Genomic DNA, 26238 nt, shown 5'->3' on the forward strand with positions numbered 1-26238 from the left:
TTTCAAATAACTCACCATCAACTCATTATCCACCAACCACTAACCACTAACCACTATCTACTATCCACTACCCACTAACTCCAATGTTTTTGTATCTCTCCAAACTGCTGCCACTATTTTTTTATCCGCTGGGGCTAACTTGTATTTTTTTGCTGGTAGCACTTTTCATGTTGTGGAAACGTCCCCGAACAGCAGCGATCGCTATTACACTGGCGCTGATTTTACTGTTATTTAGCAGTAATGCCTGGATTCCGAATTTACTGGTGCGATCGCTAGAATGGCAATATCTCCCACCTGCACAAATACCAAATGCAGAAGCAATAGTTGTGCTAGGAGGTGCTACCAAGCCAGCTTTGCCACCACGACCAGGTGTAGATTTAAACGAAACTGGCGATCGCGTTATTTATGCTGCTCAACTTTACCGTCAAAATAAAGCTCCTGTTATCATTCTCAGTGGTGGCCGCATCGATTGGGAAGACAACCAAGGCTTAGCAGAATCAGAGGATATGGCACAAATCCTCACCTCAATTGGCATACCATCAGAAGCTCTCATTCAAGAATCTGAGTCCCTGAACACATATCAAAATGCGGTGAATGTCAAAAAAATACTCGAATCTCGTGGGATTCGTCGCATCTTGCTGGTAACTTCGGCAATGCATATGCCGCGATCGCTCCTTATTTTCAAGCGTCAAGGTATTGACGCCATTCCTGCACCCACTGACTTTCTCGTGACTAGCAGCGATATGCAAGGACTAGCTAGTACCCCCAAAGCCGCTATCCTGAGTTTATTACCAGATAGCTCCAATCTGCACAAGTTTACTGGAGCAGCGAAAGAGTATGTTGGTATTTTTGTTTATCGCTTACGAGGTTGGTTGTGAAGATGATTAAGAGTTAGGAGTTATTGACTGCGTAATAATGGATAAGAGTTGAAAAAATGCTCTTAATTTCTAACTTTTTACTTTATTAAATTATGTCTAAAGACTTACCACATATTATTCCTTCGCCTCAACCTCAAGTTGAGGAAAGTTTTGCTGCTTACCAAACAACCCACCAGTTTTATCAGGAAGTTAAGACGCGATCTGAGTATCAGGAATATTGTGAATGGTATTATACCATAGCAGAGCAGCATCGTCAAGAACTAAAAAGGATGCGCGGCGAACTGAATTTTTATGCAATCTTTCGCCGCCAATGAGGGATATTAGATAATTTCTAACTCCTTTTCACGGAAGTGAGCCTTAAATTTTTTACTAAACTGAACCTGAATTGGCAGGTTAGCGCTGACAGGTCTACCTTCCCATTGAGTGACAATGTCTACCACCTCTCCCTCTGTGCCTTTGAGGTCAAAAGCATTACCGCGATGCTCGGGATGATGGTAAACTACCACGGATTCTTTGACACGAACGCGATCGCCTTTTTTCATAACAAAATTTACACCTTGCTTCTGCTTTTCCACAAGTGTCTCCACTGCCATCCCTCATTGAACTTGCTTCTCTTGAAAAATAGACTGCTTGCAAAAGTTGTTTTTGACTTTTAAGCAGTATTTAGGCGCAATTTGACGCCTCCATACCTGCTAGACGAACAAAGCCTGCCCATGCAGGCTTTGAGCTAAATTCGTCCCCTTAGTCTTTACCCTTTGTTTCCCAATCGATAGGGAGAAAAAGAAAGGCGATATTTGAAGTCGCCAGGTACTTTGGCAAGAGGCCTAACCATTTTATCTTCACTCCACAGTGTTACAGCAGTCAACCGGAAATTGCTGTTACCAACTCCCGGAATAATAATCGCACTGCTTTGGCTGCAACACGCGATCGCACTAGTGCCACTGGTTTGCCTGCTGCTTTCTCCGCGTCCAAGTACGCTCCAAGTTGAAGTGCGATCTCGTTTTTGGGACGCGATCGCCTAACTTCGATTCTTGTAAAAACCCACTGCCATAAGGCTTTTCTACACAAATCAGAACCACCCACTACTTTTTTGCGGTGGGAATCTCCTGATGATTGTTCCGTAGGGGCACAACCCAAAGCTTTTTGAAAACGCCGCAATGAAAGGTGTCGTTTGGTTGGTTTTCCGGATCGCCTACCTTTTCTAATTTGTACTTCTGGTAATCCCTCGGCATCGAGGTAATTTTCTAGCGGGTAAATTTGGGAGAGCAGAATCGCTTGTAGGCGTGAGCCAAAACCAAATTTCTGAAAAACTTGCCGATAAACCTCAAACCTAGAATCACTAAGCAATTCGTGTAATTCTGTTTCAATCGCAAACTCTTCGCGCTCGATACTACACAAACGCTGTGCATGGTGACGAACGCTGTCGGTTAAGCCCAGACCGACAGATTTAGCGTACAAGTTATCATAGCGATTTGAGGAACGTTCACCCGCAAGCCAACCCCATAAAAGCGGTACTTGTCCGCTATTTTTTGCTCTTTTGGACTCGACAAAGGCCACCTCCGGAAACTGCCAAGTTAAATCCTGACGTAAACGGTTGACGATCGGGTTTTGGACTCGATTGAGATGGGCAAGCCTCAATACCAATTCTCGGATATGGGTAATGATGGGTTGACGAATTTGAATGAAGCGTTGTAACTGATCAAAATAATCGAAATAGTAGCAGGCAAGGGCTAAAGCATCAGCATCATCGTCTTTATCAGGTAACGCTAGGTGATGCGCTCGATAATTCTTTAACTCCTTGTGACCCACAAACCTAACTTCCACGCCAGCACGAGCTAGGTGCGTTGCCCAAAGTTTAGCGTAATTTACACCAGTTGGTTCCATCACTGCAATGTCCGGCTTTAGTTCCAGCAGGGCTTTAATGCCTTCAATGCTGGCACTGAAGCGATAAAACGGACACTCGTAATAAAATTGACGTGGTTGAATTGGCTTGCTTGTTAACAAACAAGCACAAACAGAGGACTTGCTAACATCAAGCCCTAATATTTTTAAATTCTCTTGTGTCATCTGGGTGGTTTTTGGTTTTACAAAACCTTGTCAAAGCCTTTGAATCACCCGAAGGCATTAAGCCTAATTCACTCCCAAGGCGATCGCCGAAGTAGGGGACATCGGCGCACTCTTGAAACAGCACTACACATCAACTGAGCTTGGGAAGATAAAAAAGCCACGCTTAGCTTGATTCACTCTCAAAAGCCCTAAGCTGTTGTATATGTGCTGTGCGAACTGATGTGGACTCAGACCGCAACGGCGGGCACGTGGCCCGTCGTTTCGCCAGTGAGTCACGCTGGCTCGTCAGGCGATGTATCAAAACATGTAATCGCATATTTCACAGCGTCGGCATTACCGCAAGAGGGGCATTGTTCATAATCCGGATCGTCTTCATCTAATGCCCAAAATGTTGAACAACTCTCACATTTATAAAAGCCAAATTCAGCATCAAATCTCACTTCATGAGAGCCACACTCAATACATAATGGTGTTTTTAAATCTGTCATAGGCTGTATATAATTACACTTTGGTAGATGTTTGATTCAAAGTTGAGCGATCGCGCAAATTGCATCCACGCGATCGCTCAACCTTATGCAGCTACTAACTGCTTAAGATGAATCCTCCAAATTTCATCAACTGGATATTTGATTATCTTGGAGCATTCAGCAAATTCTTGTGCATTTTCGGGAGTTGGTAAAACACGTTCAACTGACTCAACAACATAGTGATCAAAAAGTGTTTGTCCGATGAGTTCATTTTCGTTAAAGTGCTGTGTGTAGCCTTCAATCTCATCCGCTTTTATCTGTTTACCATTAAGGTAATACTTGCTGTAGTAAAACTTTAAATCTTCAGTCATTTCACCCTCTTATTCTCAGGAAAAAGCATACATCTGACTTTGCCATCTTTGTATTGCCAGCTTTTAACTTCTCTTCCTAATGCTGGTTTTACTAATTTGCATTCTTCTAGTGTGTTTACCTCCACATATTCTTGTCCCTTGTCGTCTTTTTTAATGACCAAATCTTCAATATTCATCAGAGTATTACCCTGAGAATCAATGACCTTCTTTTCTCCTCCAGAGTTGACGACGTAATAAACTACTCCCCCAAGTGTCACTACTCCCAAAACAGCACAGACAACGGTTCCGACTCCCGTTGCACACAGGGGCGCTGCTGGTGCTAGGACTCCAGGGTTTGCATTAGCTGGATTTGGCTTGTTGAAGCTGCTAAATCCGACCACTACCGCGATACTTACAGTTAACCATTTGGCTTTTCTCATCGTTGGTTTCCTTTTTAAGAAAGTGGTGTCCCGCAAGAACACCACACTGTGCAAAAACGTTTGTGCCAAGTATGGATAATGCCCAAACTTAGCAGAAGCGTTGTTAAAGTTTGACTACGATGAGGTTTGTGGTAGATTACTGGTTAAATTCGGATGGGCGATCGCATTTTTGTAGAATGCGATTGCCTCAATTCTTAGTTACCCCTCCTTTGTTTTTTGAGCTGCCAGTACTCTGGCCAAGGGATAATAAAGTTGGCTCTGTGTCGGCGCGTTATCCGATAAGCGCTATACCACCTATACCAACAAGTTTTGGCGTAGTTGTTCATATGTATGAGTTGGTTTTGAGAAAGTCCAGCAGTGTCCACCACGTGCCACACTGCTGGCACGTTTATCTATACAGTCAGTAACTCCAAGACAGAAGTAAGTACTAAGATTACCCTCCTTACGAAACGACACAAGACTATGACGGGCATCGATGCGGCCCACCCAATAACTAATGACTAACCACTAACCCCTAGCAGGTCTTTGTTTATTGCACTACAGGCAGCAGGCTGCTATCTCTGCTTGGTTGGGGGTCGGTTAGTTTTTTTCATACAGAACTAATGTTAGTATATTATATGAATGAAACCAGTCAAGCATTTTATTCATATAAAAAGGTTTTGTTCATACAATAAAATGAGGGTATTGTTGTGATATGCGAACATGGCCAGACCCAAGAAACTAGCAGAAGACTCAATTCGGGCGACATTTTTGATCAGCGAGAAAGACTGGGAAGCCTTCAAGCTTCAAGCAGAAGCAATGGGACTGAACAGATCGGACTTGATCAGATCAATTGCTCAGGGCAAGATTCCACTGGGGAAACCAGAAAACAAGGAGAAACTTCTACTGGGAAAATCCTAGAGCGTCTCGAATTTATCGAGAACGCTTATATTTCCTACGTAGAAGCTCACCAACAGCGTTTAGAAGCTCGTTTAATTGAGAGCAAAGAACAAAAAGAACTTTTCAAGGAAGTAGTTCAAGAGCTTAAGCAAGAAATTTACAATTTAGTCTCTGAGCAAATTAAAGAAGAAAATCTCGAATAAGCCGTCCTACCTAGTGGAGTGGTGGGGCGGCTTTATATTTGCATCCGGAAAAATGCTGAGGCTGAAAAATGCGGAGAATTCCTGATGCTTCAACCAGGAAAAACCCCGCATGTTGGGATTGAACATCTACCTCTCAATCCCTATGCACATTGTAATTTTGGTCATCTGGCTATTGCTATTGTCATTTTTCCTGTGGCTAGCATTCATGACCATCAAAGCCCACCAACAACCTCAAAGACGCCACCACCCTACAAGAAGGCGGACACCACGAAACCACTCTACCAGCAGAAACGTTAGTCCTAAAAAGTGGCAACAACTGCTCACCCTAGTTCAAGGTGACGTCGCCACAGCTAGCAGACTAATCGACCGTGAGCGTAGGCGCAATCCCCATCGCAGCATGGAGTGGTGTATTGAAAAAGCGATCTGGGATTTGGAGCGCGATCGCCACTAAAAAGTTAAAAGCCACCCACGAATTCGACCTCTTGGGCGGCTTCACATAACTTCAAACACTACAATTATGCAATTTACTGACAAAAAATCTGTCCATCGTGAGACAGAAAATTGGACAACACAACACGACGCATATTGTTTTGAAAATCGGATCATGCCATCTGCTCAAGCTCTATGGAGATGGCTGATTACTCAAGGAATCGGAAAAGAAGTAGAACCAGATTTAGAAAAAGAATTCAACGCTTGGGTAAAGAAACATCGAGGTAAAGGATACTGTCGCGACCAAATTAAAAACGCCTTTAACCAACTCATAGAACATCGTGTTATCCAGCTAATAAAACAATACACTTGGCGTGTTGTCAAAATAGTTACCCGCCCCTTAGAGTGGCTGAAACCAAGAAAAAAATCGCGCCATCAAAATAAAAATTGCGATTTACAACCCTCAAACGACCAATCTACGGAACCGAGTACCAAGCAGCAGCAGCAATCTTCTAATAGTCCTAGCGCCGATGATTCCGTAAAGGAACACAATCAGTCAGTTCTCGCAGAATCAGGTATCTACATTGACATTAAATGCAACGCGATACTGACTCGTTCCACACTCGAAATCAAGCTAGCAATTATCATGTTCTACCTCAAAGGTGGATTCCAAAAAATCGATCAGAATCCTGAAGGTTGGATACGAGAATGTCTGCAAAACCAATATTGGGATGAACCCTCAAACTATCAGCGAATCATTAGATACATATTTAGAGATTCACCACAACTTGTCGTCATTGATTTTGAAGAGTCAGAACATTTAATAGACAAAGCTTGGAGCGATTTAACGGGCAATAACACTTGTTAAAACAGTGTTATTGATTACACAAAAAAACTGCTTCCTTCACAGGGAAGCAGACAACTATTAAACAACTACGAAAATTATGAACGAATCAACAGAACTTTTTGAAATACATAAAGCCAGATTTAAAGCCTGGATTAAAAAGCGATTCATCAGTGAAGTAGACATCGCCTCAATGCCAAGCGAAGTCAGCTTGGCATGGGCCGCAGCTCTCATCGAGCTTGCGATTGAAATCAAACAGGCAGAACGGCTGCGAATACTCGCATCAATGCCTCACCACGTAGTTTCATTTCAACGCCAGGGGGGCTGTGAGCGATGAGCTACGAACAATTACAGCTGGCCCTGGACATCCCCACAGTCGAGTCCTCACCTCGCATTATCCATGACCCCTACTGGGATGAACTGGAGAAACAGCCAGTTTCAGAACCATGTGATAACTTTGACCAGTGTAGTTTGCCAGAACAAGGTAATTGCTCGGCTTCCATTAACTGCACGGTTTGTAATACAAGTCCATCTTTTACAATTGCTCCCGAACATCCTACTAGCAATGTTGGGGGGCAAATTTCTTTAGTAGAGTCTCCGTACAAAAGTGTTGGGGAGCAGTCACAACTAATACTGCCCCCCAACAAACCCACTGGGTGGAGAAGTATTGGGTTGAGCGAGGCAGTAAAAAGTATTGGTACTATCGTTACTGCTGGATGGAGGGGCGAAAAATCCATCGTCGTTACATCGGCAGTGTCAACAGCGCGATCGCCAAGCAGAAAAAAGAGGCTGTGGAGTTGGCGATCACAGAAGGTGAATCACCAATTGAGATTAAGCAGCTAATCATCGGAGCGATCGCGAGTAACCATCGGAGCTAGCGGGCTAGACAATCATGCAGCTAATTTTCTGAAAACTCGCCAAACATGATAACGTTGGCGGTATTTGTCGAGGTTTAAAGATGAACAAACAAGAAGCAGCAGAGTTTCTTGGTGTCAGCGTTCGTGCCCTTGAGCGATACGTGCAGCAGGGGCGAATCAGCGTGAAGTACGAAAAAGGCAAGACTCGTCCCACTGCCAACTTTGACCAAGGTGAACTGGAAGCTTTTAAGGCAGAACTGAATCAGCCAACTATTAAACCTGCTATCGAAACTCGCCAAATTGCGACAGACCAGCAGCAACATACAGATAAATTGGTACATCAGGCTGGCGAGATTACGGAAATTGACGATTTAGTCGTGGTTGACCACCTGTCCTCAATTATTGAGACTTTATTGACCAGGAGCGATCGCCAGCCAACTGTACCCATCAGCACGAAACTTTTACTCACCTTGGCTGAAGCACAAGCCCTGACCGGGCTTTCGCGAGAATTCCTACGAGACGCAATTGTCAAAGGTAAATTAGCCGGTCATGTGATTGGTAGAAGTTGGAGGATAAAGCGCTCTGACCTGGAAGCTTACATTGATAATCTGTTTTAGGGGAATGGGGAGTGGGGGAGTAGAGTGGTGATCGCCATTTACGGATCAATCCGCAACGACGGCGGTAGATCCTCCGCATCCTCCCAGGTGGATGCCCCAAGTTCTCTAGCCTCATTCCAGGCATCCGTTGCTAACTCTTCAAGCAGTAGGGCCAACCTAGCCGGGTGCTTAATTTCGTTGCCAATAATTTTATTGTTGAGGGCAACGATTCCTTGAACTAATTCGAGGGATATCAAATTATTCATAGTGTGGCGATGGCTCCTTTGACGCGATCGCTATCAATTTCCACATAGCGCCCAAGCGCCTTCAAATCGCGATGCCCCGTGATTTTCTGGATAGTGTACAAGTCAGTACCGTTTCTGTGCAATTTAGTAATAAACGTGCGTCGAGTGCTGTGGGTGCTAATTCCCTTTGCCTCCAGCCCAGCCCGTTCAACTGCTGCACGTAAGATTTTATCTGCCCATCGCACAGTGATCGGGCCAGCAGCTTCCCTGTTAGGAAACATCCAAATCGAGTCAGGTTCCGGCTTGTAAGCACCCAAAGATTCAAAAAGCACCGGATGGACAGGAACCTGTCGCGTTTGCCGCTTGCCATCAGGTGCAGCCTTACGAGTATTAGCCCGAAAAGTGATTTCACTTCTGGGAGTACCGTCACTGTTGTAACAGTCCTCAACCCGAAGTTGGACTACTGCGCCCCAACGTTCACCCGTGTACCAAGCCAAATCTAAAAGCAGTTTGTATTTTCGGTTCTTAATCTGCTTGCGGATTTTAGAATAGTCCGCATCGTTGAGGATAGCCGATTGTCCATTTCGGTTATTCTTCATATTTTGTTGCCTATAATTTCAGTTCCGGTTTTACCTCTCGCACAGGCAAAACCGGAATATTTATCGGAATAGCTGTTAACTAAAACTGACTCAATCCTATTTGCAGCAATAGTTACAAGCCATCAGTGTAAGTTCCGAATTTACATAAAAGCAGAATATTTACACCATCTTAGAAGTTGCATAAAAAAGATTTATTCACTTGATCAGAAATCTGATTTTTATGCCAGAACCAACCTTGACAGAAGTATTTGGTGGCGGTGCGACACAAACAGCCACCACAATCACAATTAATAAATCTGACTTACCAAGACTAACAGCATCAGCAAACAATAGCGCTGAGAGTTTATTAGTAGGAATTTTACTAAAAGCTAAAATAGCATTATCCAAAAACCGTTTTGATGCAGATATAGACCAAAGTATTTACATTGATGATGCATATCCTGCATTTACCTTTAGAGGAATTAATAATGACCAATACCGAGTTGATCAGCTCACGATCAACTTAGCCAAAGAAGATACATCAAGTGCAATTGACCCCGACGACTACTAAGTGCATTTATGCAATTCTGCGAATCAAAGACTTCTGCTTATGTAAAAATTAACGATCCGGACACTCTTCAACTTATAGATTGCAACTTTAGTGAGTGTCCGATTGATATCACTATCACACCAAAAGAAAGTTGTCCGATATACAAGGTATCCTACACATTCTTGCGGCGAGAAAGAACAAGTGATAGCTTTTCTAGATCGTGGGACACCTCTACAATGTACGGGCCAATTGGAGGATCAAGAATTATTCCTTACTATCCTAATGGTGATGGCTATCGATGCCAAATTTACGCTTATGGATTTTCAAATGGATTTTCAAGATGCGAACAAAATCCTGAATGGTTGACCGTTCGGGGGCTAACCTATGGTGAAGCTAAAGATTTTGAAATCCTCAGCATTACTCTTGAAAGTCCTGGTACAACCACAGGATATACATTGTCAATTAAAGACAAAAATAACAGCGAAGTTTACAGTAAGGATTTCATCAAAAAGCCAACTTATCAGGTCGCTTGTGGATGTGAAATTGGAGAAATACAGTGTGGCATTCCTCCAAATATTTGTTGCATTCCTTGCAGTGAAATAAAGGAAGGAATTGCCAGTGCTACAGCAATGCTAAGGATGATAAATCGTGGCTGATTGCTGTAGTGAAATTCGTGCTGAATTAGCAGCACTTAAAGCTGAGATTGCTAAGTTAAAACCTGTTGATGAAGAAGCAATTATTCAAAAAGCTGTACAACGATCTGAGCAAGCAATATTGCCAAAAGTTGGGGCAATTGCACTTGCATTAATAGTTGCTCAAATATCACCATTTAAAGCACGTCTAGCAACAGTAGAGGGTATTGCAAACGACGGGTTAAGTAGTGCAAGACAAGCACTAGAAAGAGCATATGCAGCACAATCAGCCGCAGGTGCAGCACAAAATATAGCTACTTCAGCAGCAAATCAAGCTGGTAATGCTCTATCTAAAGCGGGTGAAGCTTTATCTAAAATAGCTGCTCTAGCAGCCGCATTAGCTGCATTGGCTGCAAGTGTGGCTACCTTGCTAGTGCTTGGTAGTAGGATAGACGCGCTAGAGAGCTATGTCGATAGAGTATCTGCTGATATAAGCAGAGTACTTGGCTTGCTGCCACCAATTAAAAGTGCAGCCGAAAAAGCCCAATCAACTGCTGAGATTGCAATAGGTAGAGCAGATCAAGCTTCTGGTTTGGCATCTGCTGCTAATAGCACCGCAAACGTAGCCAGTGGTCGGGCTATGGCTGCTCAAGGCACAGCACAACAAGCACAAACCACTGCCCAACAAGCTCAAGGCACAGCCCAACGCGCTCAAACCACTGCTGATGAAGCATTAGCTTTGGCCAAGCAACCTAAGATTGTTCAGATTGGAATACCAGGGCCTCAAGGGCCATCGGGAAAAAATGGCAAGGATGGCTTGCAAGGGCCACAAGGCAAAGACGGAATGATTGACCCAGCATTGCAAGGACAACTTAATCAGATCAACCAAAAACTAAATTTAATTCCACCTTTAATAATTGCAAGAACACCATTAACTTATGAACAAGCTATACAAGCGTCTGCCACAGGTACTTGCCGTACAACACAAACTGGAGGTTGCATAAATCGCGCTCTACAAAATACCGCAGAAGATATCAAAAATAGCTTGAGACAAAACGATGTGTGGGGGCCACTAAACTACGCGCTTAATACAGAACAAGTTAATCGACTAAAAGGGGTACAGGAAGTTTTAGGGCCACAAATCTATAGTAAATCTGGAACACCTATTGGATTTACAGATTATTTCAAAATGTTCAACCGATGGGCACACTTAGATCGAGTTTTAAATATTTTGATCTGGTGGCAAACGCTTCATAATGCTGCCATGCTGTCAAATAATATTGTACAAACTTTGGCGTCAGCATTTAACAATGTATTAGCTTTTCTTGGAATTAAAGATTTAGAAGGTAATGCTATTGATATTGGGCAAATTTTAGGTAAAACCTATCAAGATGCGATTAAAGCTGCTTTAGGTGAAGACACATACAACAACCTCAACAAAGTATTTAACGCCGCTAACCGTATTTACCAATCAGCAGCCAACATAGCTTTTGCCATCCAATCAATCCAACAATCAATCCTCAATGCCTTAGAAGTTGTGGGGGCGGGAGTCGCGAAAATTGCCAATGCTCTGAAGGCGGCGGGCCAGGTTTTTGACGCAGCTTACGAGTGGATGAACCCCACTCCCAATTTTGACAATGCCCTATTTCGCAAGCTTGAGAACATCCAGCAGGTGGCATCAAACATTGAGTTTGTCTCTCAAACTCCCCTTGATGTGCAAAGTGCCGTCAACACTATGAAAGAGGAGCGTAACAATATGAAAGAAGCCCTCAAAGATGGTGAGAATGCACTCAAGGGCTTGGGCATTATTGAATCTGAAAACCAGAAAAAAGCAGCAGATGAGCGCAAAGAAGATTCTGCTGGTCAAGACCTGAAAAACACCGACAAGCTGGAGGCTGAGGACGAATGACGCTACCTTCAAGCTTTGGGCACTGGGAACACCTCCAAGATATGATCCGCCGCGAACACAATAAAATTGTGGCGCGGTACTTTAAGGATTTGGGTGATATCAGCTGGGAACCAAATATTAATACTCCGAGGGCTGCACTACGGACGGCTTGCCGCATTGATGACCAAGACACAGCCATAATGACTTTAATTCGGCTGTACCTGTTTTATGAGGTGCTTGGATACGGTAAAAAACGCTTGGGTAATTTTTACGGGATGCCAGCCCTAGATTTTCAAGAGTCATTTGAGGGTAGACCCCAGGTGTTTCTATTTTTCTCACAGGATAGAGCATCTGTCCCGGATAAACTATCACCGATTACAGCTGAAATCAGCTTTAGGCTGATGGATGAAACCTCAGAAAGTATCACTCCTGCCAAAGCTTTAACCCTCGCCAACAAGATTAAACAGGAAATGACAGATGGCGGCAAAGAAATATACTTCAACAAAGGCAGAATTCTGGTTAATTACAACGACCGTAAACATGGACTTGCCTTAAGAATATACGCGACAAGTGAGGATGAAGGCGAAAAAATCATCAAAAAAATTCTCACCATACGTAACATATCTTTCAACGCATCACATTTGTCTGTGTCTATTCCCAAGCGGCAATCACAGAACCTTCCCAAGGGAACAAAAACTATATATGGCAAGCAACGTAAGAATCGTCGGTGGCGGCCGAGTGCGCGTGTGAGGTTTCGCTATGCCTACCTATACGTGCATGGCTTAAATGAGGTAGTTCCATTGGTCGATGCTACGGGTCAATGGATTGACGCTTTGGTTCATGTCTGAGCATTTTTGAAAAGTGTTTGCGATCGCGCAAACCTTTAAGGTTTCCATGTCAACTCAACTACGAAAAAGCAAGGCTAGGATTGCGTTCTAAGCACTTCAAACACGAATCACGCAAGCATGGCAACTGCACAAAGTAGAAAACGTACAGATTACCTGATCGATATTGGTAATAACAAGGTGGTCGCGATCAAGGCGATCAAGTCGAGCATCCAGGACATAGATCAAAGCCTTGGTTACGTCGAGAATGCAACTGGAGAAATCCCCCAAGGAAAAATCCTTGTTGGCGAAGGTCGGGAAGATGCACTGTTAAGCGGCTGCTTTCCGATTGCGGTTTACTACCTCAAAAACAAGCAAAAGCGTCGAGTGGTGTTGCTTGTATCCCCCACCAAGGCGGACACAGTTGCTACTGAGCTAAAAACTAAAAAATACGCAGGCAGCAACATTATCAAAGTAACCCCTGTGCGTCGTCGCAAGTTCACTTACTAAGTTTATTACTGATATTTTTTGAGGAGATTCTGAAATGGCCGCAGGATTTATTGTTGTAACCCTGGATCAAACCACCGGCGACCCCGACCAGTATTGGGATGGTACGCAATTTCAGCCTGATATTGACTTGGCTGATTTCATTACTACCAAAGCAGAGGCCCGCTATGTTGCTGGTAGTAATCAGGCTGTCCGGACTGATGTTGATGTCGTCTATAAAGCTGCTGAAAGTAACATTACTCTCTCTAATGGAATGGTTTAGAGTCTATCAACAGGCTTTTAATCTTCACACCAACCCAAGACCCAGAGTGTTAATTATTCGTCAATTTCAATCACGAATTCTGAGTATTGAAACTAGCAAAATTGGGTCTTGGGATTATTCTTTTATTGGCCATATTGTACCTGTTTTAAATACTCCCAGTGGAGTATCTGAAGGTCGGTATACACGTCTATTTTTAGGCAAACAAACTTATAAACTTCAGCCTAATGATTTAGTTGGAAATCTGGAGATTAAACCTAAACTTTGGATTCCCGATTTGACGGTTACAATTTGGGAGTTACAAGGATATAAAGATCCAGATGAAACCATGCTGAAAAACTTGGAACGAATTGAGCAAAAAATCGATTGGGGTTAAGTTCGGAATGCAGTTGTGGGAATCTGTGCAGCAGCAACCAGTGGCGCTAATGCCAGGATTAAAGTTACTGAATATTTTTACTCATGAAAGGTTTTACTGTTAGTGATGCTATTGCTTTTGGTAGTCTCTTTTTAACAAGTGTTACGGCCATAGTGGGTGGCATTTTTTGGTATGCCAACTCTGAAAAGAAGAAATACGGTTTAGAACGTGACTTTGGACATATTCGCCGCAATCAAGAGCAGATTCAACAGTCCCTCAATACTGTTTTGAGTGAATTTGATAGACGCTTTGATACTGTTGAGAGGGATATTTTGGAAATTAAAGCTACTTTGAACATTCCTCATCGTGGCGAGCGCTGATCATGTGGCAGAAGATAAATACGCGATCGCTTGTTGTGCTACTTCTAGTACTTGGGGCATTGGCGATCGCACTGCACGATGAAAAATTTCGCCCTATTTTTGGCGATTTGGCCAAAGTGGCTATTGGCGGGTATTTAGGTCAATTAATACCTGAATCTAAGTAAATGGGTATTGAACTCTCCAGATTAGCTGTCCTGATTAATCACTGGGGATTCACTCCACGGTGTTACGGCAGTCAAGTTAGTGGTTGGTGGTTGGTGGTTAGTAGTTAGTGGTTAGTGGTTAGTGGTTAGTAGTTAGTGGTTGTTAACTATGCCCAATGCCCACTCCCCCACTCCCCCACTCCCCCACTTTCCCCATCTCCCTATCTCCCACTCCTCCACTCCTACCTTCTAGGCGAACAGAGGGGAAGTTGTCTGCACATCTGTTGGAATGTTTGCGGATGCAATTGCCACCAAGCAAATAATCCCCCAATTGTACCTCCCACCAACAAAGCCAACAATCCTAGTAGCAACACCAAAGGCTTGTGCCGATGTTGAGTACTGACAGAAGTTTGGGTTGTTGCAGAAATATCTAACTCCAGCAATACTTGTGAACTTTCTGCTAATTCAGATTCTTCTGCTTGTAGCGGTTGTTCTTCTGGGACAACTTCTACTTGTTTTTCTTCGATAGTCTCTATTTGTAACTTCTTCTGATGAACCGGGACGAGGTAATCTGGAGAGACACGGCAATGGGTGAGAACCACAGATATATTGTCATGACCATTTTTTTGATTTGCCAGTTTAATCCAGCAAGAAACAGCTTCTTCTAGGGAGAGTTTGCCTGTTAACACTGGTGCGGCGTAATCTCGCCAGCTTTGTTCTACTAAATGGTTATCACCTAAGCCATCGGAACACAACAGCAATATGCCGTCTTCATCCAAAATAAAGCGCTGGATCAAAGGACTGAGAAATTCGCCATCTTTTGTTCCCAAAGCTTGAGTAAGGGCTGTAGCATCCGGACGTTGTAGTGCTTGGCGATATAGACTGCGGGCATGCCGTACTTCTCGCGTCGTCACATCATCATCAACTGTAAGCAACTGGCAGTAGTCGCGGGTAATCCAGTAAGCACGGCTATCACCAACATTAACTAAGTAAAGTTCGTGGGCATTCTCTGAGTGCCACCCACCAGCAGTTTGGACGCATTGTGGTACTTGTACAGCCATGACGATGGTTGTAGCCATACGCTGAATTCCTACACGTTTTTGCTCGTTATTGCAGTTGCAAATCACGTTATTCACAACTCGCAAACTTGCCTCTAATTGTTGCTGTAACAAGTCTGGCGTGATGATTTCAGTCTGTTCTACAACCTCTTGTAGTAAAGCGCGAATTTGTAATTTCACAGACTGCACTGCTAATTGACTTGCCACCTCGCCGCCTTCATGGCCGCCAATACCATCGCAAACAATTGTTACCCGTGGTAGTAATGAATCATCACTCGCATCATTGCTGCTAGGGTAACAATTGTCCTCATTATGCATAAGTTCTTCTGGCCCTTTATCGGTTGCACCTGTTACCTTTAGGGTTAAGGGTAATTCCGCAGCGGTTGCTAGTAACAAAGCATTGAGTTCGGCAGAAATAGTCTTTAACTCTGCTTGGGGACTACACATCTGCTGGACTATTTTTTGCAAGCCTTCTGACACTTGTGTTTTGGCTGTCACTACCAAAGGTTGCCAACACTCTCCCAAATGCTTCAGGCTAGGCTTTCCTGACACCTGTAGAGACGTTGCATGCAACGTCTCTACAATTTGCAATAGTCGTACACACCAACCTTGCACTCGTAAATTGTCTGGCTTTAGCAAACTGGTTGCCACTCCCAATTCTGATAAAGGAGTCCACAGTTGGAGAATTTGCCAAAGCCAGTAAACTTGTCTTACCGCTGTTGCTTGCTGCCATGCTTTGGTTAGCGCTGGGTAAAGATTTCCTGCCTCATCTACAGGCACATTTTCCAGCAAGAGAATATCACCCACACCTTCTGCGTGGGAACAAACCAACCCATAGACTTGCGGTAGGTGTAATCGCTGTTGATATAACCGCAGGTAAGGAATAATTTCATTGGGGATTTCTTCAGGTATGTCTGGCAATTTTCCCGGTTGAGTATCCAACCAAATTTGGGGTGCAATTACCTCATACCGTTCAGCCACTTTTTCTCCTGGTTGTATTTTGGCTACCGATGAACCAATTGCCCACAGATAGCGGTGAATTAGGGGAGTTTGACAACTTGCACAAAGGCTGTTGTCCACAGGATTAATTGGGTGAGTACAGAGGGAATTTGGACAATAAATTATCCGCTGGGTAGAAATCATGCAAGTGTAAATTTCCAGACAATATTGATGAGTGAAGTTCGATTAAATCTAGCTGTCAAAGACTGGCATGTTGGATTAGACTGGACTTGTTTGTTTGCTCTGAACAGTTGTTACTTAAAGTTAGAAAAAGTTGAAGTAAAAATTCTAGCTTACGATTTCTGAAAATAGCGAATGCATGGCTGTATCTAATCACAGAAATGCATTTACGTAAATGTATGTAATGTAGTGTCTAGGATGACGCTATGCCAATTTCTACCGCAATTTGGTTTTCAAGTTCTACCGTAATTTGGTTGTTGGTAGGAGCAGGTCTGTGTTTAATGGAAGTGTTTCTACCCACAGCTTTTGTGGCTTTGATGATGGGAATTAGTGCCTTTGTGGTGGCGCTGCTATCTCCAGCGATCTTAGGAAAGTTATGGCTGCAAGTTGTGGTTTGGCTATTGCTTTCTACATTCCTAATTGTGCTTTTTCGGCGCTTATTGACACCACCGCGAGGTAAGTCAAAAATTCAAGACGCGATCGCCGCTGAAACTTTAACAGAGATACCAGCTGGAAAACCAGGGCGAGTGTTATACGAAGGCAATTCTTGGCGGGCGCGGTGTTACGATGACCATTTAGCGATCGCCCCCAATCAAAAAGTTTATGTAGTTAGACGCGAAGGTACAACCCTAATTGTGATGCCAGAGTATTCTTCCATCGCAAATACAGACTAGGCAGAAGGAATATTTTCAATCCTCCCCATCTCCCTATCCCCCCTCTCCCCATCTCCATTACCCATTACCTACTAATAAATAATCAGGAGATAAATTATGGAACCCATATTATTTGTTATAAGTTTAGTTTTGGGCGGTTCCGTCATAGCAAGCTCTGTGAAAATAGTCAATCAGGGCAATGAAGCCTTGGTAGAACGCTTAGGTAGCTATAACAAAAAATTAGAACCAGGGCTAAACTTTGTCGCTCCTTTTTTTGATAGAGTTGTCTTTCGCGAAACCGTCCGAGAAAAAGTATTAGACATTCCCCCGCAACAATGCATTACTCGCGACAACGTGAAGATTACTGTTGATGCGGTAGTTTACTGGCGCATTGTCGATATGGAGAAAGCTTACTACAAAGTGGAAGATCTCCATGCGGCGATGGTGAATTTGGTCATGACGCAAATTCGTGCTGAAATGGGCAAACTGGAACTGGATGAAACCTTTACCGCCCGTTCGGAAGTAAATGAACTTTTGTTGCGGGATCTAGATATTGCTACCGATCCTTGGGGAGTGAAGGTAACGCGGGTGGAACTGCGAGACATTCTTCCATCTCACGAAGTGCAGCAGTCGATGGAATTGCAAATGTCGGCGGAACGGCGCAAACGGGCGGCGATTTTAACCTCTGAGGGCGAACGAGAAGCTGCAATTAATAGTGCCAGAGGAAAAGCAGAAGCGCAAGTTCTAGAGGCTGAAGCCCGTCAAAAAGCGGTAATTTTGGAAGCTGAAGCCCAACAAAAAGCGCTGATTCTTAAAGCCCAAGCCGAACGTCAACAGCAAGTTCTCAAAGCCCAGGCTATTTCTGAATCTGCGGAAATGATAGCCCAAAAAATTAAAGCCGACCCCACAGCCCACAAAGCCTTAGAAGTTCTGTTTGCTTTGGGTTATCTGGATATGGGCGCGACTATAGGCAAGAGTGATAGTAGCAAAGTCATGTTTATGGATCCTCGCACGATTCCTGCCACTTTGGAAGGTATACGCTCCATTGTCTCAGATGCTCCAACAGACTCTAACCCGATATCGAACACTCAAGAGTCAACCGTAAATAACAACCGTCTCAGTTAAGATGTTTGTCATTAGTCATTGGTCATTGGTCATTAGCTTTTGACAAAGGACAAATAACAAAGGACTAATGACTAATGACTATTCCATCACAGCTTGAGTTATCTGACATTGGTTGCACAAACCAAAAAACTCCAGGGTGTGGTAAAAAATCTTAAAATTGTGGGTGGCTTGTAACTGCTCTTCTAGTTCATGGGCTGGACACTGATTGATCGGAATCGAAGTACCGCATTGCAGACAGGTGAGGTGATGCTTATCTTGCTGCGATAAACTGTAAAGCGCCTCACCGTTCGCTAATGTCCGCACTTGCACCATGCCTTCAAGCTTCAAGGCTTCCAAAGAACGGTAAACTGTTGCCAGACCCATGCTTTGGTTACGATTACGCAATTCCACGTAAATATCTTGGGCAGAAATACCTTGTTTGATAGTTTTGAGAAGATTGAGAATCCGGTCTTGGCTGCGGGTGCGTACGGCTTTCATAAACGGTTATAAAAAGAATGCCAACGTGTTTGAACTTAATATTTTGGTATATCTTGGCTAACTTCTAGCTTAACGCCAATAACTGTGTAATCTTATAGTCGCTTAGCTGCAACAGAAAGATATAGTATGAGCGTAGCAGCATTCAGCAAAAGTCAGTGCAAAGGAAGTATCGAGCCAAAATTTTTGTAACGCTCCGTCCTTCAGTTTTAGATCCTGCTGGCGTAGCAGTGCAATCTGGGCTGAAGCAGTTGGGTTACGATAACGTCGAACAGGTGCGGATTGGTAAATACATTGAAATTATTCTGATTTCTCCGGATGAGACTTCCGCACGTCAAAATCTTGACCGAATCTGTGACCAAATGTTAGCAAATCCAGTGATTGAAAATTATCGCTTTGATTTGATCGAAGTGGAATCGCAGACGGGAATAGTGTAAGGAAATGGGAAGGTGGGGTGGTGGGGAGAACCGCTTCGCGGAATTCAAAATTTAAAATTCAAAGTTCAAAAATTTTGACTTTTGACTTGTTTTGCCATCAACCCTACTCTACAAGAAGCCGCGCTAGCTCACCACTAACCACTAACTACTAACTACTAACTCTTGACCAATGACCAATGACTAAATTCGGTGTAATTGTTTTTCCTGGCTCTAATTGCGATCGCGATGTTGCTTACGTCACCAGAGATATTCTGAAACAACCAACTCGCATGGTTTGGCATCAAGAAACGGATATTGCCGATTTGGATGTGGTAATTATCCCTGGTGGGTTTAGCTACGGTGATTATTTGCGCTGCGGTGCGATCGCTCGCTTCTCACCTGTGATGCAGCAAGTTATCGAACATGCACAAAAAGGCAAGTTTGTCCTCGGTATTTGTAATGGATTTCAGGTATTAACTGAAGCAGGATTATTACCTGGGGCGTTGGTGAGAAATCGGGATTTGCATTTTATCTGCGATCGCGTTCCTTTGAAAGTTGAGCGTAGCGATTTAGCTTGGACGCAAACTTATGCTGCTGGTGAAATTATTACTTTGCCCATTGCCCACGGAGAGGGACGATTTTACGCTGATCGAGCAACATTATCAAAACTTGAAGATAACGGTCAAGTAGTGTTCCGCTACGAGGGAGAAAATCCCAACGGCTCAGTAAACAACATCGCTGGTATTTGCAATTCTACAGGCAACGTATTGGGAATGATGCCACACCCAGAGAGGGCAGCAGATCCATCATTGGGCGGTACAGATGGGCTGAAGTTGTTTGCTGGGTTAGTGGAGAAAGTTGCGGCGTTAGTGTAGTTACGTAGAGACGCGAAAGTTCGCGTCTCTACATAATTGTCGTTAAATCCAATACAAATCCAGGTAATACATCCTCTCCTGATAGAGTAGAAGGATTTTCTAAAATCTCCACATCTGTACCTGGACGATAAATTTCGACTCGTCGCGCCTCCGCATCAATTAACCAGCCTAAACGTGCGCCATTTTCAATGTATTCTTGCATTTTCTCCCGAGTTTTATTCAGAGAATCAGTAGGAGAACACAATTCCACTACAAAATCAGGACACAGTGGTAGAAATTTCCGTCTTTGTTCTCTGCTGAGAGACTCCCACCTTTCTATTGCGATCCAAGAAGCATCGGGAGAGCGATCGGCACCATTGGGTAGTTTAAAACCTGTTGAAGAGTCAAAAGCTTTACCTAATTTGTTCTGGCGGCTCCAGGCTTGAAGTTGATACGCTAGTTCAATATTACGATTGCCTGTTTCTCCTCCAGTTGGTGACATTATGATCAATTCCCCAGATGCGGTGCGCTCAAATCTCAAGTCGCGGTTATTCTGACAAAGCTGCCAAAATTGTTCGTCTGTTAGGTCGATTTTTAATTCTAGGGTAGGAGGCAAGGTGATTGTAGTGGCTTCCATAAACTTACCCCAAGATTGTTTTTTGATACTTTCTAGTTTAATCCTCAGTAATTAGGTGAGCTAAAAAACCGGATTTACGTTCTGTAGGCAGAATCATAGTAGCGATCGCACCCTGTTCATCAAGCGGAATGCCCCCACATCTGCCGAAAACCCCCATCTTGAAAGAGCAACACGATTCCTCCATGCTTTCTATCGTGCCTCCAGAACACCTGATATTTTTCAATAACTTTAGCCATTTTTTACCTTCCTGCATTTAAGAGCCTATTTATGAAGCTTTCCATCTGTACGGGCGAAGCATTCAGGCGATCGATTCCGCGTTGAACTTGAGAAACTGCACGCCGCATGCTTCGCCCCTTTGAAGTTGTAGGATAGGCAGTATCATCCATTCAGGTTTTACACAAAAAAGGTTCACAGCAAACAACGTATCGCTTCTAACAAACCTCTAGCCTTATTCAAAGTCTCTTCATACTCTCTTTCTGGCTCTGAATCAGCTACCAAACCCGCACCTGCTTGCACGGTTACAGTATTATTACGTACAACCATAGTCCGAATTGCTATAGCAGAATTCAATTGTCCTTCAAAATCGTAATATCCATATACACCAGAATACACACCCCGGCGAGAAGGCTCTAACTCATGTATTATTTCCATTGCCCGAATTTTGGGCGCGCCGCTAACCGTACCAGCAGGGAAACAAGCTTTGAGTAAGTCCCACGCAGTTTTACCAGGTGCTAATTTACCCACAACGTTGCTGACAATATGCATAACGTGAGAATAGCGTTCAACCACCATTAATTCGTCCACTTTTACCGTGCCGCTTTGGCACACGCGCCCCAAATCATTGCGCCCTAAATCAACAAGCATGACATGTTCGGCTATTTCCTTGGGGTCTTTGAGTAAATCCTCTGCTAAGGCTATGTCTTCCTGTGATGTTTTACCGCGCGGGCGCGTACCAGCGATAGGACGTACTGTAGCGATTATCCCTTCTTCTGGATCGCGTTCCGCTTTTACCATTACTTCCGGACTGGAACCGATAATTTGCCAGTCTTGGAAGTTAAAGAATGCCATGTAAGGAGAAGGATTAATCTGACGCAGGGAACGGTACAGGGCGAAGGGGTCACGTGTGTATTCTGTCGATAGGCGTTGGGAAATTACGACTTGAAAGATATCTCCAGCTTTGATGTATTCTTTGGCCTTTTTGACACTGGCACAAAATTCATCCTGCGTAAAATTACTTTTATACTCCTCTACTTCCCCTAATTTCCTGTTCCCTGGCGGTTTCCACTCCAATAAGGTACTTTGAGGTGACAGGGGTAGAGATAGCTTGCTGACCATCTGAGTAACGCGATCGCACGCTTTTTCATACGCTGCCTGTAGAGACGCACCATGGTGCGTCTCTACATCGCGCAAATCAGCATAGGCGATCGCCCAAATTTTGCGTTTGACTTGGTCAAAAATCAACAGGTGATCTACCTGCATCCACACACCATCAGGGATATTACGGTCATCTTGCGGATGAATTGGCACACGTGGTTCGATCCACTGAATCAATTCATAGCCCCAAAACCCAAATAAACCGCCAATTCCTGGCGGTAATTGGGGTAACTTGACTGGGTAGTAAGGTTCCAAACACGTGACTAAAGCTGTAAAAGGGTCGCCTTCAAATACAACTTGAGAACCATCGCGGAGTGTTTGGGTAGTGCAATCGCCCCTTGCTTCTAAAATCCACAACGGATCGCAACCCAATAAACTATAACGTCCTAGCTTTTCCCCACCTTCCACCGATTCCAGCAAAAAACTGTAGGGTTGTCCAGCACAAACTTTATACCAAGCAGAAACTGGTGTATCTAGATCGGCTACCCATTCCTGATACACCGGGACAAAGTTACCACTTTTTGCTAACTCGGAGAATTGGGGGAAATCGGGGAAAATCATAAATAATCAATACTGGGGGATTAGGAACCAGGGAAAGCTAGAAACCTGGAGAATAAGTCTTAATATCTTATACTTCAGACTTCATACTACTCTAGTTCCCAATCCCTAATAACCCAAATTAACTATGGATTGGGAGCGTCGTAGGTAGCTGTGCCACTGAACTTGAGTTTAGAAGGCTCGGGATTCTCACCGATACTGCGGTCTACATAACGCACTTTCTCACGACCTTGGTTAACCTTCTCTGGGAAGACACCATCAGCCGGATGAATATAAGCGGTTTCTCCGTTGGGGTAAATCCGGTAAATTTTGTAGTCCGTGATTTTGAATTTCCGGAGTTGACCACCCAGAGCGATGCATTGCTCTTTACGAGCTAGATACAGCAAGTTCTCTCCTTGCCGCATAATGGCAGAGCCACCAGTAGGCATTTCAAAAACTTGCTGTTTTGGGCTAGTCCAAGTAATCGCGTACTTTTCTTCTACTTCTGCTTTTTTGAGCAAGCCGCCAGTGCTGCCGCCAAATACTGGAGTTTGTCCAGAAAGTGTTTCTGCCATAAAAGTTTCTCTCAACGTTTTTACGGCATACTAACACCGCAACTGGGGTTATATTGCGATTGTGTAAGGAACTGTAACAGTTTAGTTATTTGTTGGTTGTTGGTTGTTGGTTGTTAAGACACCAAACAACAAACACCAAACAACGAACAACAAATGACTAATGACTATTGACTCTTGACTTTTGAAGTCTTTTGCTCTTGACTTCCCTCAACGATGGGTATGGTGAAGTGAAATTCACTGCCCTGGTTTTTGCCATTTGATTCTGCCCAAATCTCGCCACCCCAGCCATTGACAATCTGACGGCAAATAGCCAACCCTAAACCTGTACCACCGGTGCTACGCCGCAGCGCTCCCTCTTCCTGATAAAAGCGGTCAAAAACTACTTCTAGTCGATTAGGTTCTATACCTCGCCCCGTATCAGCGACAGTCACCTCGACCATTTGTTTGTTATTGCGAGTAGCCTTAATAGTAATCTGCCCTTCTGGTGGTGTAAATTTGCAAGCGTTATCTACGAGTTTTGCCAGTACTTCCACCAACCAATCACCATCAGCTCTGACCAAAGGCAGGTTGCGTGCAATTTCGGTTGTGATTTCGGGCAACTTATCAGTAGTCATGCGAGTGCGAATGCGGCTGAGTGCTAAATCTACACACTCTTGTAAGGTCAGAGATTCCGGATGCCATTCTACTCGCCCACTTTCTAAGTTGGAAAGCGTGAGAAAATCTTGAATGAGTTTTCGCATCCGGTCTGAATCAGCAAGAGCTGTGTTCAGCATTACCTGCCGTAGTTCTAGAGGCATATCAGGTTCGCTGGCAAGGCTTTCCAAACACACTTGAATGGTGGATAGGGGTGTGCGGAGTTCGTGTCCGGTGATCGCGATCAGGTTGCTGCGGGTACGATCGAGGGCTTCTAGCTGCTGGTTCAATTCTTCTAGGTTAGCGTAGGCTTCAGCTTGGATGAGAGCTGCACCTATTTGGGTAGCGATCGCCTTTACCAAATCTATTTCCCCAGCTTGCCAATCATGGGGATTTTCACCACAATAGTGCAATTCGACTATGCCTAACAACCGCCCTTGAAAAACCACGGGTTCCATTAGCCAAGAACGAATGGCAAATCTTTCCACAATCTGCCACAGCGCTTTGGAACCACTTACCCGCGAGTCGTTGACAGTATCGGCAACACGGACGCCTTCACCCTGTACAACCACTTCCTCAAACAGAGGATTGTTTTCTAATGGCCAGGCATGTCCCAAAAGTGATAAAACATTAAAACTTAAAAACTCGTGTTCAATGATAGCTTGAGTGTCTGTAGCTTGGGCGCGGTAGATGAGACAGCGACAAGCCCCCAGATGTTGTCCCAACTCTTGCGCCGCCACTTTCAGAATTTCTTGGGGATTGAGCGATCGCCTAATTGCGGTACTAATTGAATTGACAAGGCGTTCTTTACGGGCTTGGGCGGAGATGGAACGATAGGCTTTGTGCAATTTGTACTGGCTCGCTTGCAGGTATGTGACCAAACGCTGTACAAAGGGGTCTGTGTCAATGTCGCAAGCATATTCGCTCAGCAGTTGGCTTGCTTCTGCATCAATCTTGCGCCCCCCAATACCAAATCGCTGCCGTGCCTGCTCAATTTTACCTGCTAACTCCGGTCTATAAGCCACAATTCTCTCGAATAATAATTCGGCTGCTTTGAGACTAACTCCTCGTTCTGCCGTCCAAATTCCCTCAAATCTTCGCGCCGCGTCCATATCCAGACCAGGGCTTAACTCCCGCAGTTGCCTATTCTTGGCTAAAGAGCCAAGGCTTTCTCGGCAAACTAAACAAGTAGCATAGTTTTGGGCAATTACTACCAAATGCCACTCTTGACTTAAAGCATCATCTGGCTCAAAAGCTATCTTTTCGTAGTACTCCGAGCTGTTCGTAAAATCAGTTTCTGGTGCGGATAATACGTATATTTGATTACTTCGCAGGGCAAGCCGTTGATAGCGATGAGCCTCCTGGCGATAGAACCGCTCTCGTTGAAAGCTAGCAATCACCAAGGGTTGCTCTAAAGTGGCGGCCAATACCTGATCCTCCATCGCATGGGACAGCGCCGTTAGCGAAGCTTTGAAATATAGTTGGGGCCGCAGGTGGGGCAAGGCCTGTAGCATATCGCTCAGCACGGAAGTTGAAATGCTCATGAACGTCCTAAAGGAGCCACAATCTGGACATTATCCACGTCACAGCTGCATTGTACAAATTACAACGGACTTTCAAATCAAGCAGATGGTTGCAATATGTAAAGAATGGTGACATGGTTTTGTCACCTAACCCTACCTTACAAGAAGCACCCATAAGGGCGCTAAGCGTACAGCATGGGAAATGAGCGTGACTCTTGCCATTGCAAGCGGAAATAGGTCTAACTTTGTTTATACTTCACAAGATGTCGCGACACAAAATTTTTTCAAACCCAAAAAACACTATATTCCAGAAAAAGAGATGATTTGACATTACCGCAAAAATGACAAGTTTTAGGACTGGGAAAGCAACTGTCAGCAAGCATGAGTTTAGAATCACAAAATTAGTATTTCCATGACTATTGTCTGCTGAAATTGTACAAGCTCTCACGAATGATTGCTTTCGCTAACCTGCCGTTAACTAACATCCTACAGATATAAGGTTCTATTACTTGTTGATGAGGGTTAAGTTTGATTTTGATTTTCAATTCGAGTCGCAACCTTTAGAAACCTCTCACTCTGAAAAACTGTTTCTAATTTGTTTTCTGATGTGAGGCACAAAGAGCTTTTCATATTTTTACCTCTGTTCTGGTAGAAGCGGGCTATTGAGCAAAACAGGGTAATTTCCAAGTGTTAGTTAAGTACTTTAAAACTGATTGGAAGCGCTAAGGTGCTTACCATCCATCAAAATTTTCGTTCTTAATTGGCTAAATAGAAAACATCAAAATACTTAGTAATTTACCATGCCTGCTTTATTTTAAAGCCTGTCTAT

Annotated in this window: 35 protein-coding genes; 21 read left to right on the forward strand and 14 right to left on the reverse strand. The window is 43.9% G+C overall.

Features of this window, described 5'->3' with window-relative positions:
* The first annotated feature begins 83 nt into the window (after positions 1-83).
* Both HXY43_RS02005 and HXY43_RS02010 read left to right on the forward strand, forming a co-directional pair.
* On the forward strand, positions 84-878 hold the full coding sequence (locus HXY43_RS02005) for a YdcF family protein (RefSeq protein ID WP_290879283.1): 795 nt from the start codon (positions 84-86) through the stop codon (positions 876-878).
* A 92-nt stretch (positions 879-970) separates the two neighbouring features.
* Complete coding sequence (locus HXY43_RS02010; RefSeq protein ID WP_026733641.1) at positions 971-1192, forward strand: hypothetical protein; 222 nt, start codon at positions 971-973, stop codon at positions 1190-1192.
* A gap of 6 nt (positions 1193-1198) precedes the next feature.
* On the opposite strand, the gene HXY43_RS02015 is transcribed toward HXY43_RS02010, so the two are convergent.
* The 5 genes from HXY43_RS02015 to HXY43_RS02035 form a co-directional block, all read right to left on the reverse strand.
* Complete coding sequence (locus HXY43_RS02015; protein WP_290879287.1) at positions 1199-1471, reverse strand: ferredoxin-thioredoxin reductase variable chain; 273 nt, start codon at positions 1469-1471, stop codon at positions 1199-1201.
* Positions 1472-1739: 268 nt separating this feature from the next.
* Positions 1740-2945 (reverse strand): transposase, encoded by a 1206-nt coding sequence (locus HXY43_RS02020; protein ID WP_290879288.1) that lies wholly within the window; start codon positions 2943-2945, stop codon positions 1740-1742.
* Between the two features lie 272 nt (positions 2946-3217).
* Positions 3218-3385: a hypothetical protein gene (locus tag HXY43_RS02025; RefSeq protein WP_290879289.1), complete on the reverse strand. Its 168-nt coding sequence runs from the start codon at positions 3383-3385 to the stop codon at positions 3218-3220.
* Between the two features lie 131 nt (positions 3386-3516).
* Entirely contained in the window at positions 3517-3783 is a 267-nt protein-coding gene (locus HXY43_RS02030; RefSeq protein ID WP_290879291.1) for a hypothetical protein, read from the reverse strand.
* Positions 3780-4202 carry a hypothetical protein gene (locus HXY43_RS02035; RefSeq protein WP_290879294.1) on the reverse strand — a complete coding sequence of 141 codons (423 nt, stop codon included), beginning with the start codon at positions 4200-4202 and terminating at the stop codon, positions 3780-3782. The genes HXY43_RS02030 and HXY43_RS02035 overlap by 4 nt, the downstream gene beginning before the upstream one ends.
* Before the next feature lie 689 nt (positions 4203-4891).
* Between HXY43_RS02035 and HXY43_RS02040 the strand changes: the two genes are divergently transcribed.
* The 6 genes from HXY43_RS02040 to HXY43_RS02065 all read left to right on the forward strand — a co-directional run bounded on the left by HXY43_RS02040 (position 4892) and on the right by HXY43_RS02065 (position 8031).
* Entirely contained in the window at positions 4892-5284 is a 393-nt protein-coding gene (locus HXY43_RS02040; RefSeq protein WP_290879296.1) for a hypothetical protein, read from the forward strand.
* Between the two features lie 142 nt (positions 5285-5426).
* A complete protein-coding gene (locus tag HXY43_RS02045) occupies positions 5427-5735 on the forward strand; it encodes a hypothetical protein (protein WP_290879297.1) in 309 nt (102 codons plus the stop codon).
* Positions 5736-5801: 66 nt separating this feature from the next.
* Positions 5802-6581, forward strand: coding sequence for a hypothetical protein (locus HXY43_RS02050; protein WP_290879300.1), 780 nt, complete (start codon positions 5802-5804; stop codon positions 6579-6581).
* Positions 6582-6657: 76 nt separating this feature from the next.
* The gene (locus HXY43_RS02055; RefSeq protein WP_290879302.1) at positions 6658-6894 is read left to right on the forward strand and encodes a hypothetical protein; all 237 of its coding nucleotides are present in this window, start codon (positions 6658-6660) and stop codon (positions 6892-6894) included.
* 319 nt (positions 6895-7213) lie between these two features.
* Positions 7214-7435, forward strand: coding sequence for a hypothetical protein (locus HXY43_RS02060; protein WP_290879305.1), 222 nt, complete (start codon positions 7214-7216; stop codon positions 7433-7435).
* Positions 7436-7515: 80 nt separating this feature from the next.
* Complete coding sequence (locus HXY43_RS02065; protein WP_290879306.1) at positions 7516-8031, forward strand: helix-turn-helix domain-containing protein; 516 nt, start codon at positions 7516-7518, stop codon at positions 8029-8031.
* A gap of 38 nt (positions 8032-8069) precedes the next feature.
* Here the strand turns inward: HXY43_RS02065 and HXY43_RS02070 are convergent, their stop codons facing one another.
* Together HXY43_RS02070 and HXY43_RS02075 are read right to left on the reverse strand one after the other, a co-directional pair.
* The gene (locus HXY43_RS02070; RefSeq protein WP_290879308.1) at positions 8070-8267 is read right to left on the reverse strand and encodes a hypothetical protein; all 198 of its coding nucleotides are present in this window, start codon (positions 8265-8267) and stop codon (positions 8070-8072) included.
* Positions 8268-8272: 5 nt separating this feature from the next.
* Complete coding sequence (locus tag HXY43_RS02075) at positions 8273-8854, reverse strand: tyrosine-type recombinase/integrase (protein WP_290879311.1); 582 nt, start codon at positions 8852-8854, stop codon at positions 8273-8275.
* 220 nt (positions 8855-9074) lie between these two features.
* Between HXY43_RS02075 and HXY43_RS02080 the strand changes: the two genes are divergently transcribed.
* From HXY43_RS02080 to HXY43_RS02120, 9 genes are all read left to right on the forward strand, one after another.
* Entirely contained in the window at positions 9075-9404 is a 330-nt protein-coding gene (locus tag HXY43_RS02080) for a hypothetical protein (protein WP_290879314.1), read from the forward strand.
* Between the two features lie 8 nt (positions 9405-9412).
* Entirely contained in the window at positions 9413-10039 is a 627-nt protein-coding gene (locus HXY43_RS02085; protein WP_290879316.1) for a hypothetical protein, read from the forward strand.
* On the forward strand, positions 10032-11924 hold the full coding sequence (locus HXY43_RS02090; protein WP_290879318.1) for a hypothetical protein: 1893 nt from the start codon (positions 10032-10034) through the stop codon (positions 11922-11924). The genes HXY43_RS02085 and HXY43_RS02090 overlap by 8 nt, the downstream gene beginning before the upstream one ends.
* Positions 11921-12751 carry a hypothetical protein gene (locus tag HXY43_RS02095; protein ID WP_290879320.1) on the forward strand — a complete coding sequence of 277 codons (831 nt, stop codon included), beginning with the start codon at positions 11921-11923 and terminating at the stop codon, positions 12749-12751. Before HXY43_RS02090 ends, HXY43_RS02095 begins: the two co-directional genes overlap by 4 nt.
* A 117-nt stretch (positions 12752-12868) precedes the next feature.
* A complete protein-coding gene (locus HXY43_RS02100; RefSeq protein WP_290879322.1) occupies positions 12869-13237 on the forward strand; it encodes a hypothetical protein in 369 nt (122 codons plus the stop codon).
* Positions 13238-13271: 34 nt separating this feature from the next.
* Positions 13272-13496, forward strand: a complete 225-nt coding sequence (locus tag HXY43_RS02105; RefSeq protein ID WP_290879325.1) for a hypothetical protein — start codon at positions 13272-13274, stop codon at positions 13494-13496.
* The gene (locus tag HXY43_RS02110; RefSeq protein WP_290879327.1) at positions 13483-13869 is read left to right on the forward strand and encodes a hypothetical protein; all 387 of its coding nucleotides are present in this window, start codon (positions 13483-13485) and stop codon (positions 13867-13869) included. The genes HXY43_RS02105 and HXY43_RS02110 overlap by 14 nt, the downstream gene beginning before the upstream one ends.
* An 83-nt stretch (positions 13870-13952) precedes the next feature.
* Entirely contained in the window at positions 13953-14228 is a 276-nt protein-coding gene (locus HXY43_RS02115) for a hypothetical protein (protein WP_290879329.1), read from the forward strand.
* Between the two features lie 2 nt (positions 14229-14230).
* Complete coding sequence (locus tag HXY43_RS02120) at positions 14231-14392, forward strand: hypothetical protein (RefSeq protein WP_290879331.1); 162 nt, start codon at positions 14231-14233, stop codon at positions 14390-14392.
* Positions 14393-14613: 221 nt separating this feature from the next.
* Here the strand turns inward: HXY43_RS02120 and HXY43_RS02125 are convergent, their stop codons facing one another.
* Entirely contained in the window at positions 14614-16572 is a 1959-nt protein-coding gene (locus tag HXY43_RS02125; RefSeq protein ID WP_290879334.1) for a protein phosphatase 2C domain-containing protein, read from the reverse strand.
* A 242-nt stretch (positions 16573-16814) separates the two neighbouring features.
* Between HXY43_RS02125 and HXY43_RS02130 the strand changes: the two genes are divergently transcribed.
* Both HXY43_RS02130 and HXY43_RS02135 read left to right on the forward strand, forming a co-directional pair.
* Positions 16815-17282 carry an NfeD family protein gene (locus HXY43_RS02130; RefSeq protein WP_290879337.1) on the forward strand — a complete coding sequence of 156 codons (468 nt, stop codon included), beginning with the start codon at positions 16815-16817 and terminating at the stop codon, positions 17280-17282.
* Positions 17283-17378: 96 nt separating this feature from the next.
* Entirely contained in the window at positions 17379-18386 is a 1008-nt protein-coding gene (locus HXY43_RS02135; RefSeq protein WP_290879339.1) for an SPFH domain-containing protein, read from the forward strand.
* A gap of 78 nt (positions 18387-18464) precedes the next feature.
* Here the strand turns inward: HXY43_RS02135 and HXY43_RS02140 are convergent, their stop codons facing one another.
* Positions 18465-18863: a Fur family transcriptional regulator gene (locus HXY43_RS02140; protein WP_026733636.1), complete on the reverse strand. Its 399-nt coding sequence runs from the start codon at positions 18861-18863 to the stop codon at positions 18465-18467.
* Between the two features lie 155 nt (positions 18864-19018).
* On the opposite strand from HXY43_RS02140, the gene purS reads away from it, so the two are divergent.
* Together purS and purQ are read left to right on the forward strand one after the other, a co-directional pair.
* On the forward strand, positions 19019-19297 hold the full coding sequence (gene purS, locus HXY43_RS02145; protein ID WP_026733635.1) for a phosphoribosylformylglycinamidine synthase subunit PurS: 279 nt from the start codon (positions 19019-19021) through the stop codon (positions 19295-19297).
* Between the two features lie 176 nt (positions 19298-19473).
* The gene (purQ, locus tag HXY43_RS02150; RefSeq protein WP_290879346.1) at positions 19474-20151 is read left to right on the forward strand and encodes a phosphoribosylformylglycinamidine synthase subunit PurQ; all 678 of its coding nucleotides are present in this window, start codon (positions 19474-19476) and stop codon (positions 20149-20151) included.
* A 28-nt stretch (positions 20152-20179) separates the two neighbouring features.
* Here purQ and HXY43_RS02155 read toward each other — a convergent pair whose 3' ends face one another.
* The 5 genes from HXY43_RS02155 to HXY43_RS02175 all read right to left on the reverse strand — a co-directional run bounded on the left by HXY43_RS02155 (position 20180) and on the right by HXY43_RS02175 (position 25430).
* The gene (locus HXY43_RS02155; protein WP_290879349.1) at positions 20180-20767 is read right to left on the reverse strand and encodes a Uma2 family endonuclease; all 588 of its coding nucleotides are present in this window, start codon (positions 20765-20767) and stop codon (positions 20180-20182) included.
* Positions 20768-20804: 37 nt separating this feature from the next.
* Positions 20805-21020 carry a hypothetical protein gene (locus HXY43_RS02160; protein ID WP_290879352.1) on the reverse strand — a complete coding sequence of 72 codons (216 nt, stop codon included), beginning with the start codon at positions 21018-21020 and terminating at the stop codon, positions 20805-20807.
* A 155-nt stretch (positions 21021-21175) separates the two neighbouring features.
* A complete protein-coding gene (gene trpE, locus HXY43_RS02165) occupies positions 21176-22702 on the reverse strand; it encodes an anthranilate synthase component I (protein ID WP_290879354.1) in 1527 nt (508 codons plus the stop codon).
* Positions 22703-22824: 122 nt separating this feature from the next.
* Entirely contained in the window at positions 22825-23253 is a 429-nt protein-coding gene (locus tag HXY43_RS02170) for a photosystem I reaction center subunit II PsaD (protein WP_026733629.1), read from the reverse strand.
* Positions 23254-23417: 164 nt separating this feature from the next.
* A complete protein-coding gene (locus tag HXY43_RS02175) occupies positions 23418-25430 on the reverse strand; it encodes a DICT sensory domain-containing protein (RefSeq protein ID WP_290879358.1) in 2013 nt (670 codons plus the stop codon).
* Positions 25431-26238 lie beyond the last annotated feature (808 nt).

The sequence above is a fragment of the Fischerella sp. genome (assembly GCF_013388695.1).
Classification (GTDB): Bacteria; Cyanobacteriota; Cyanobacteriia; order Cyanobacteriales; family Nostocaceae; genus PCC9605.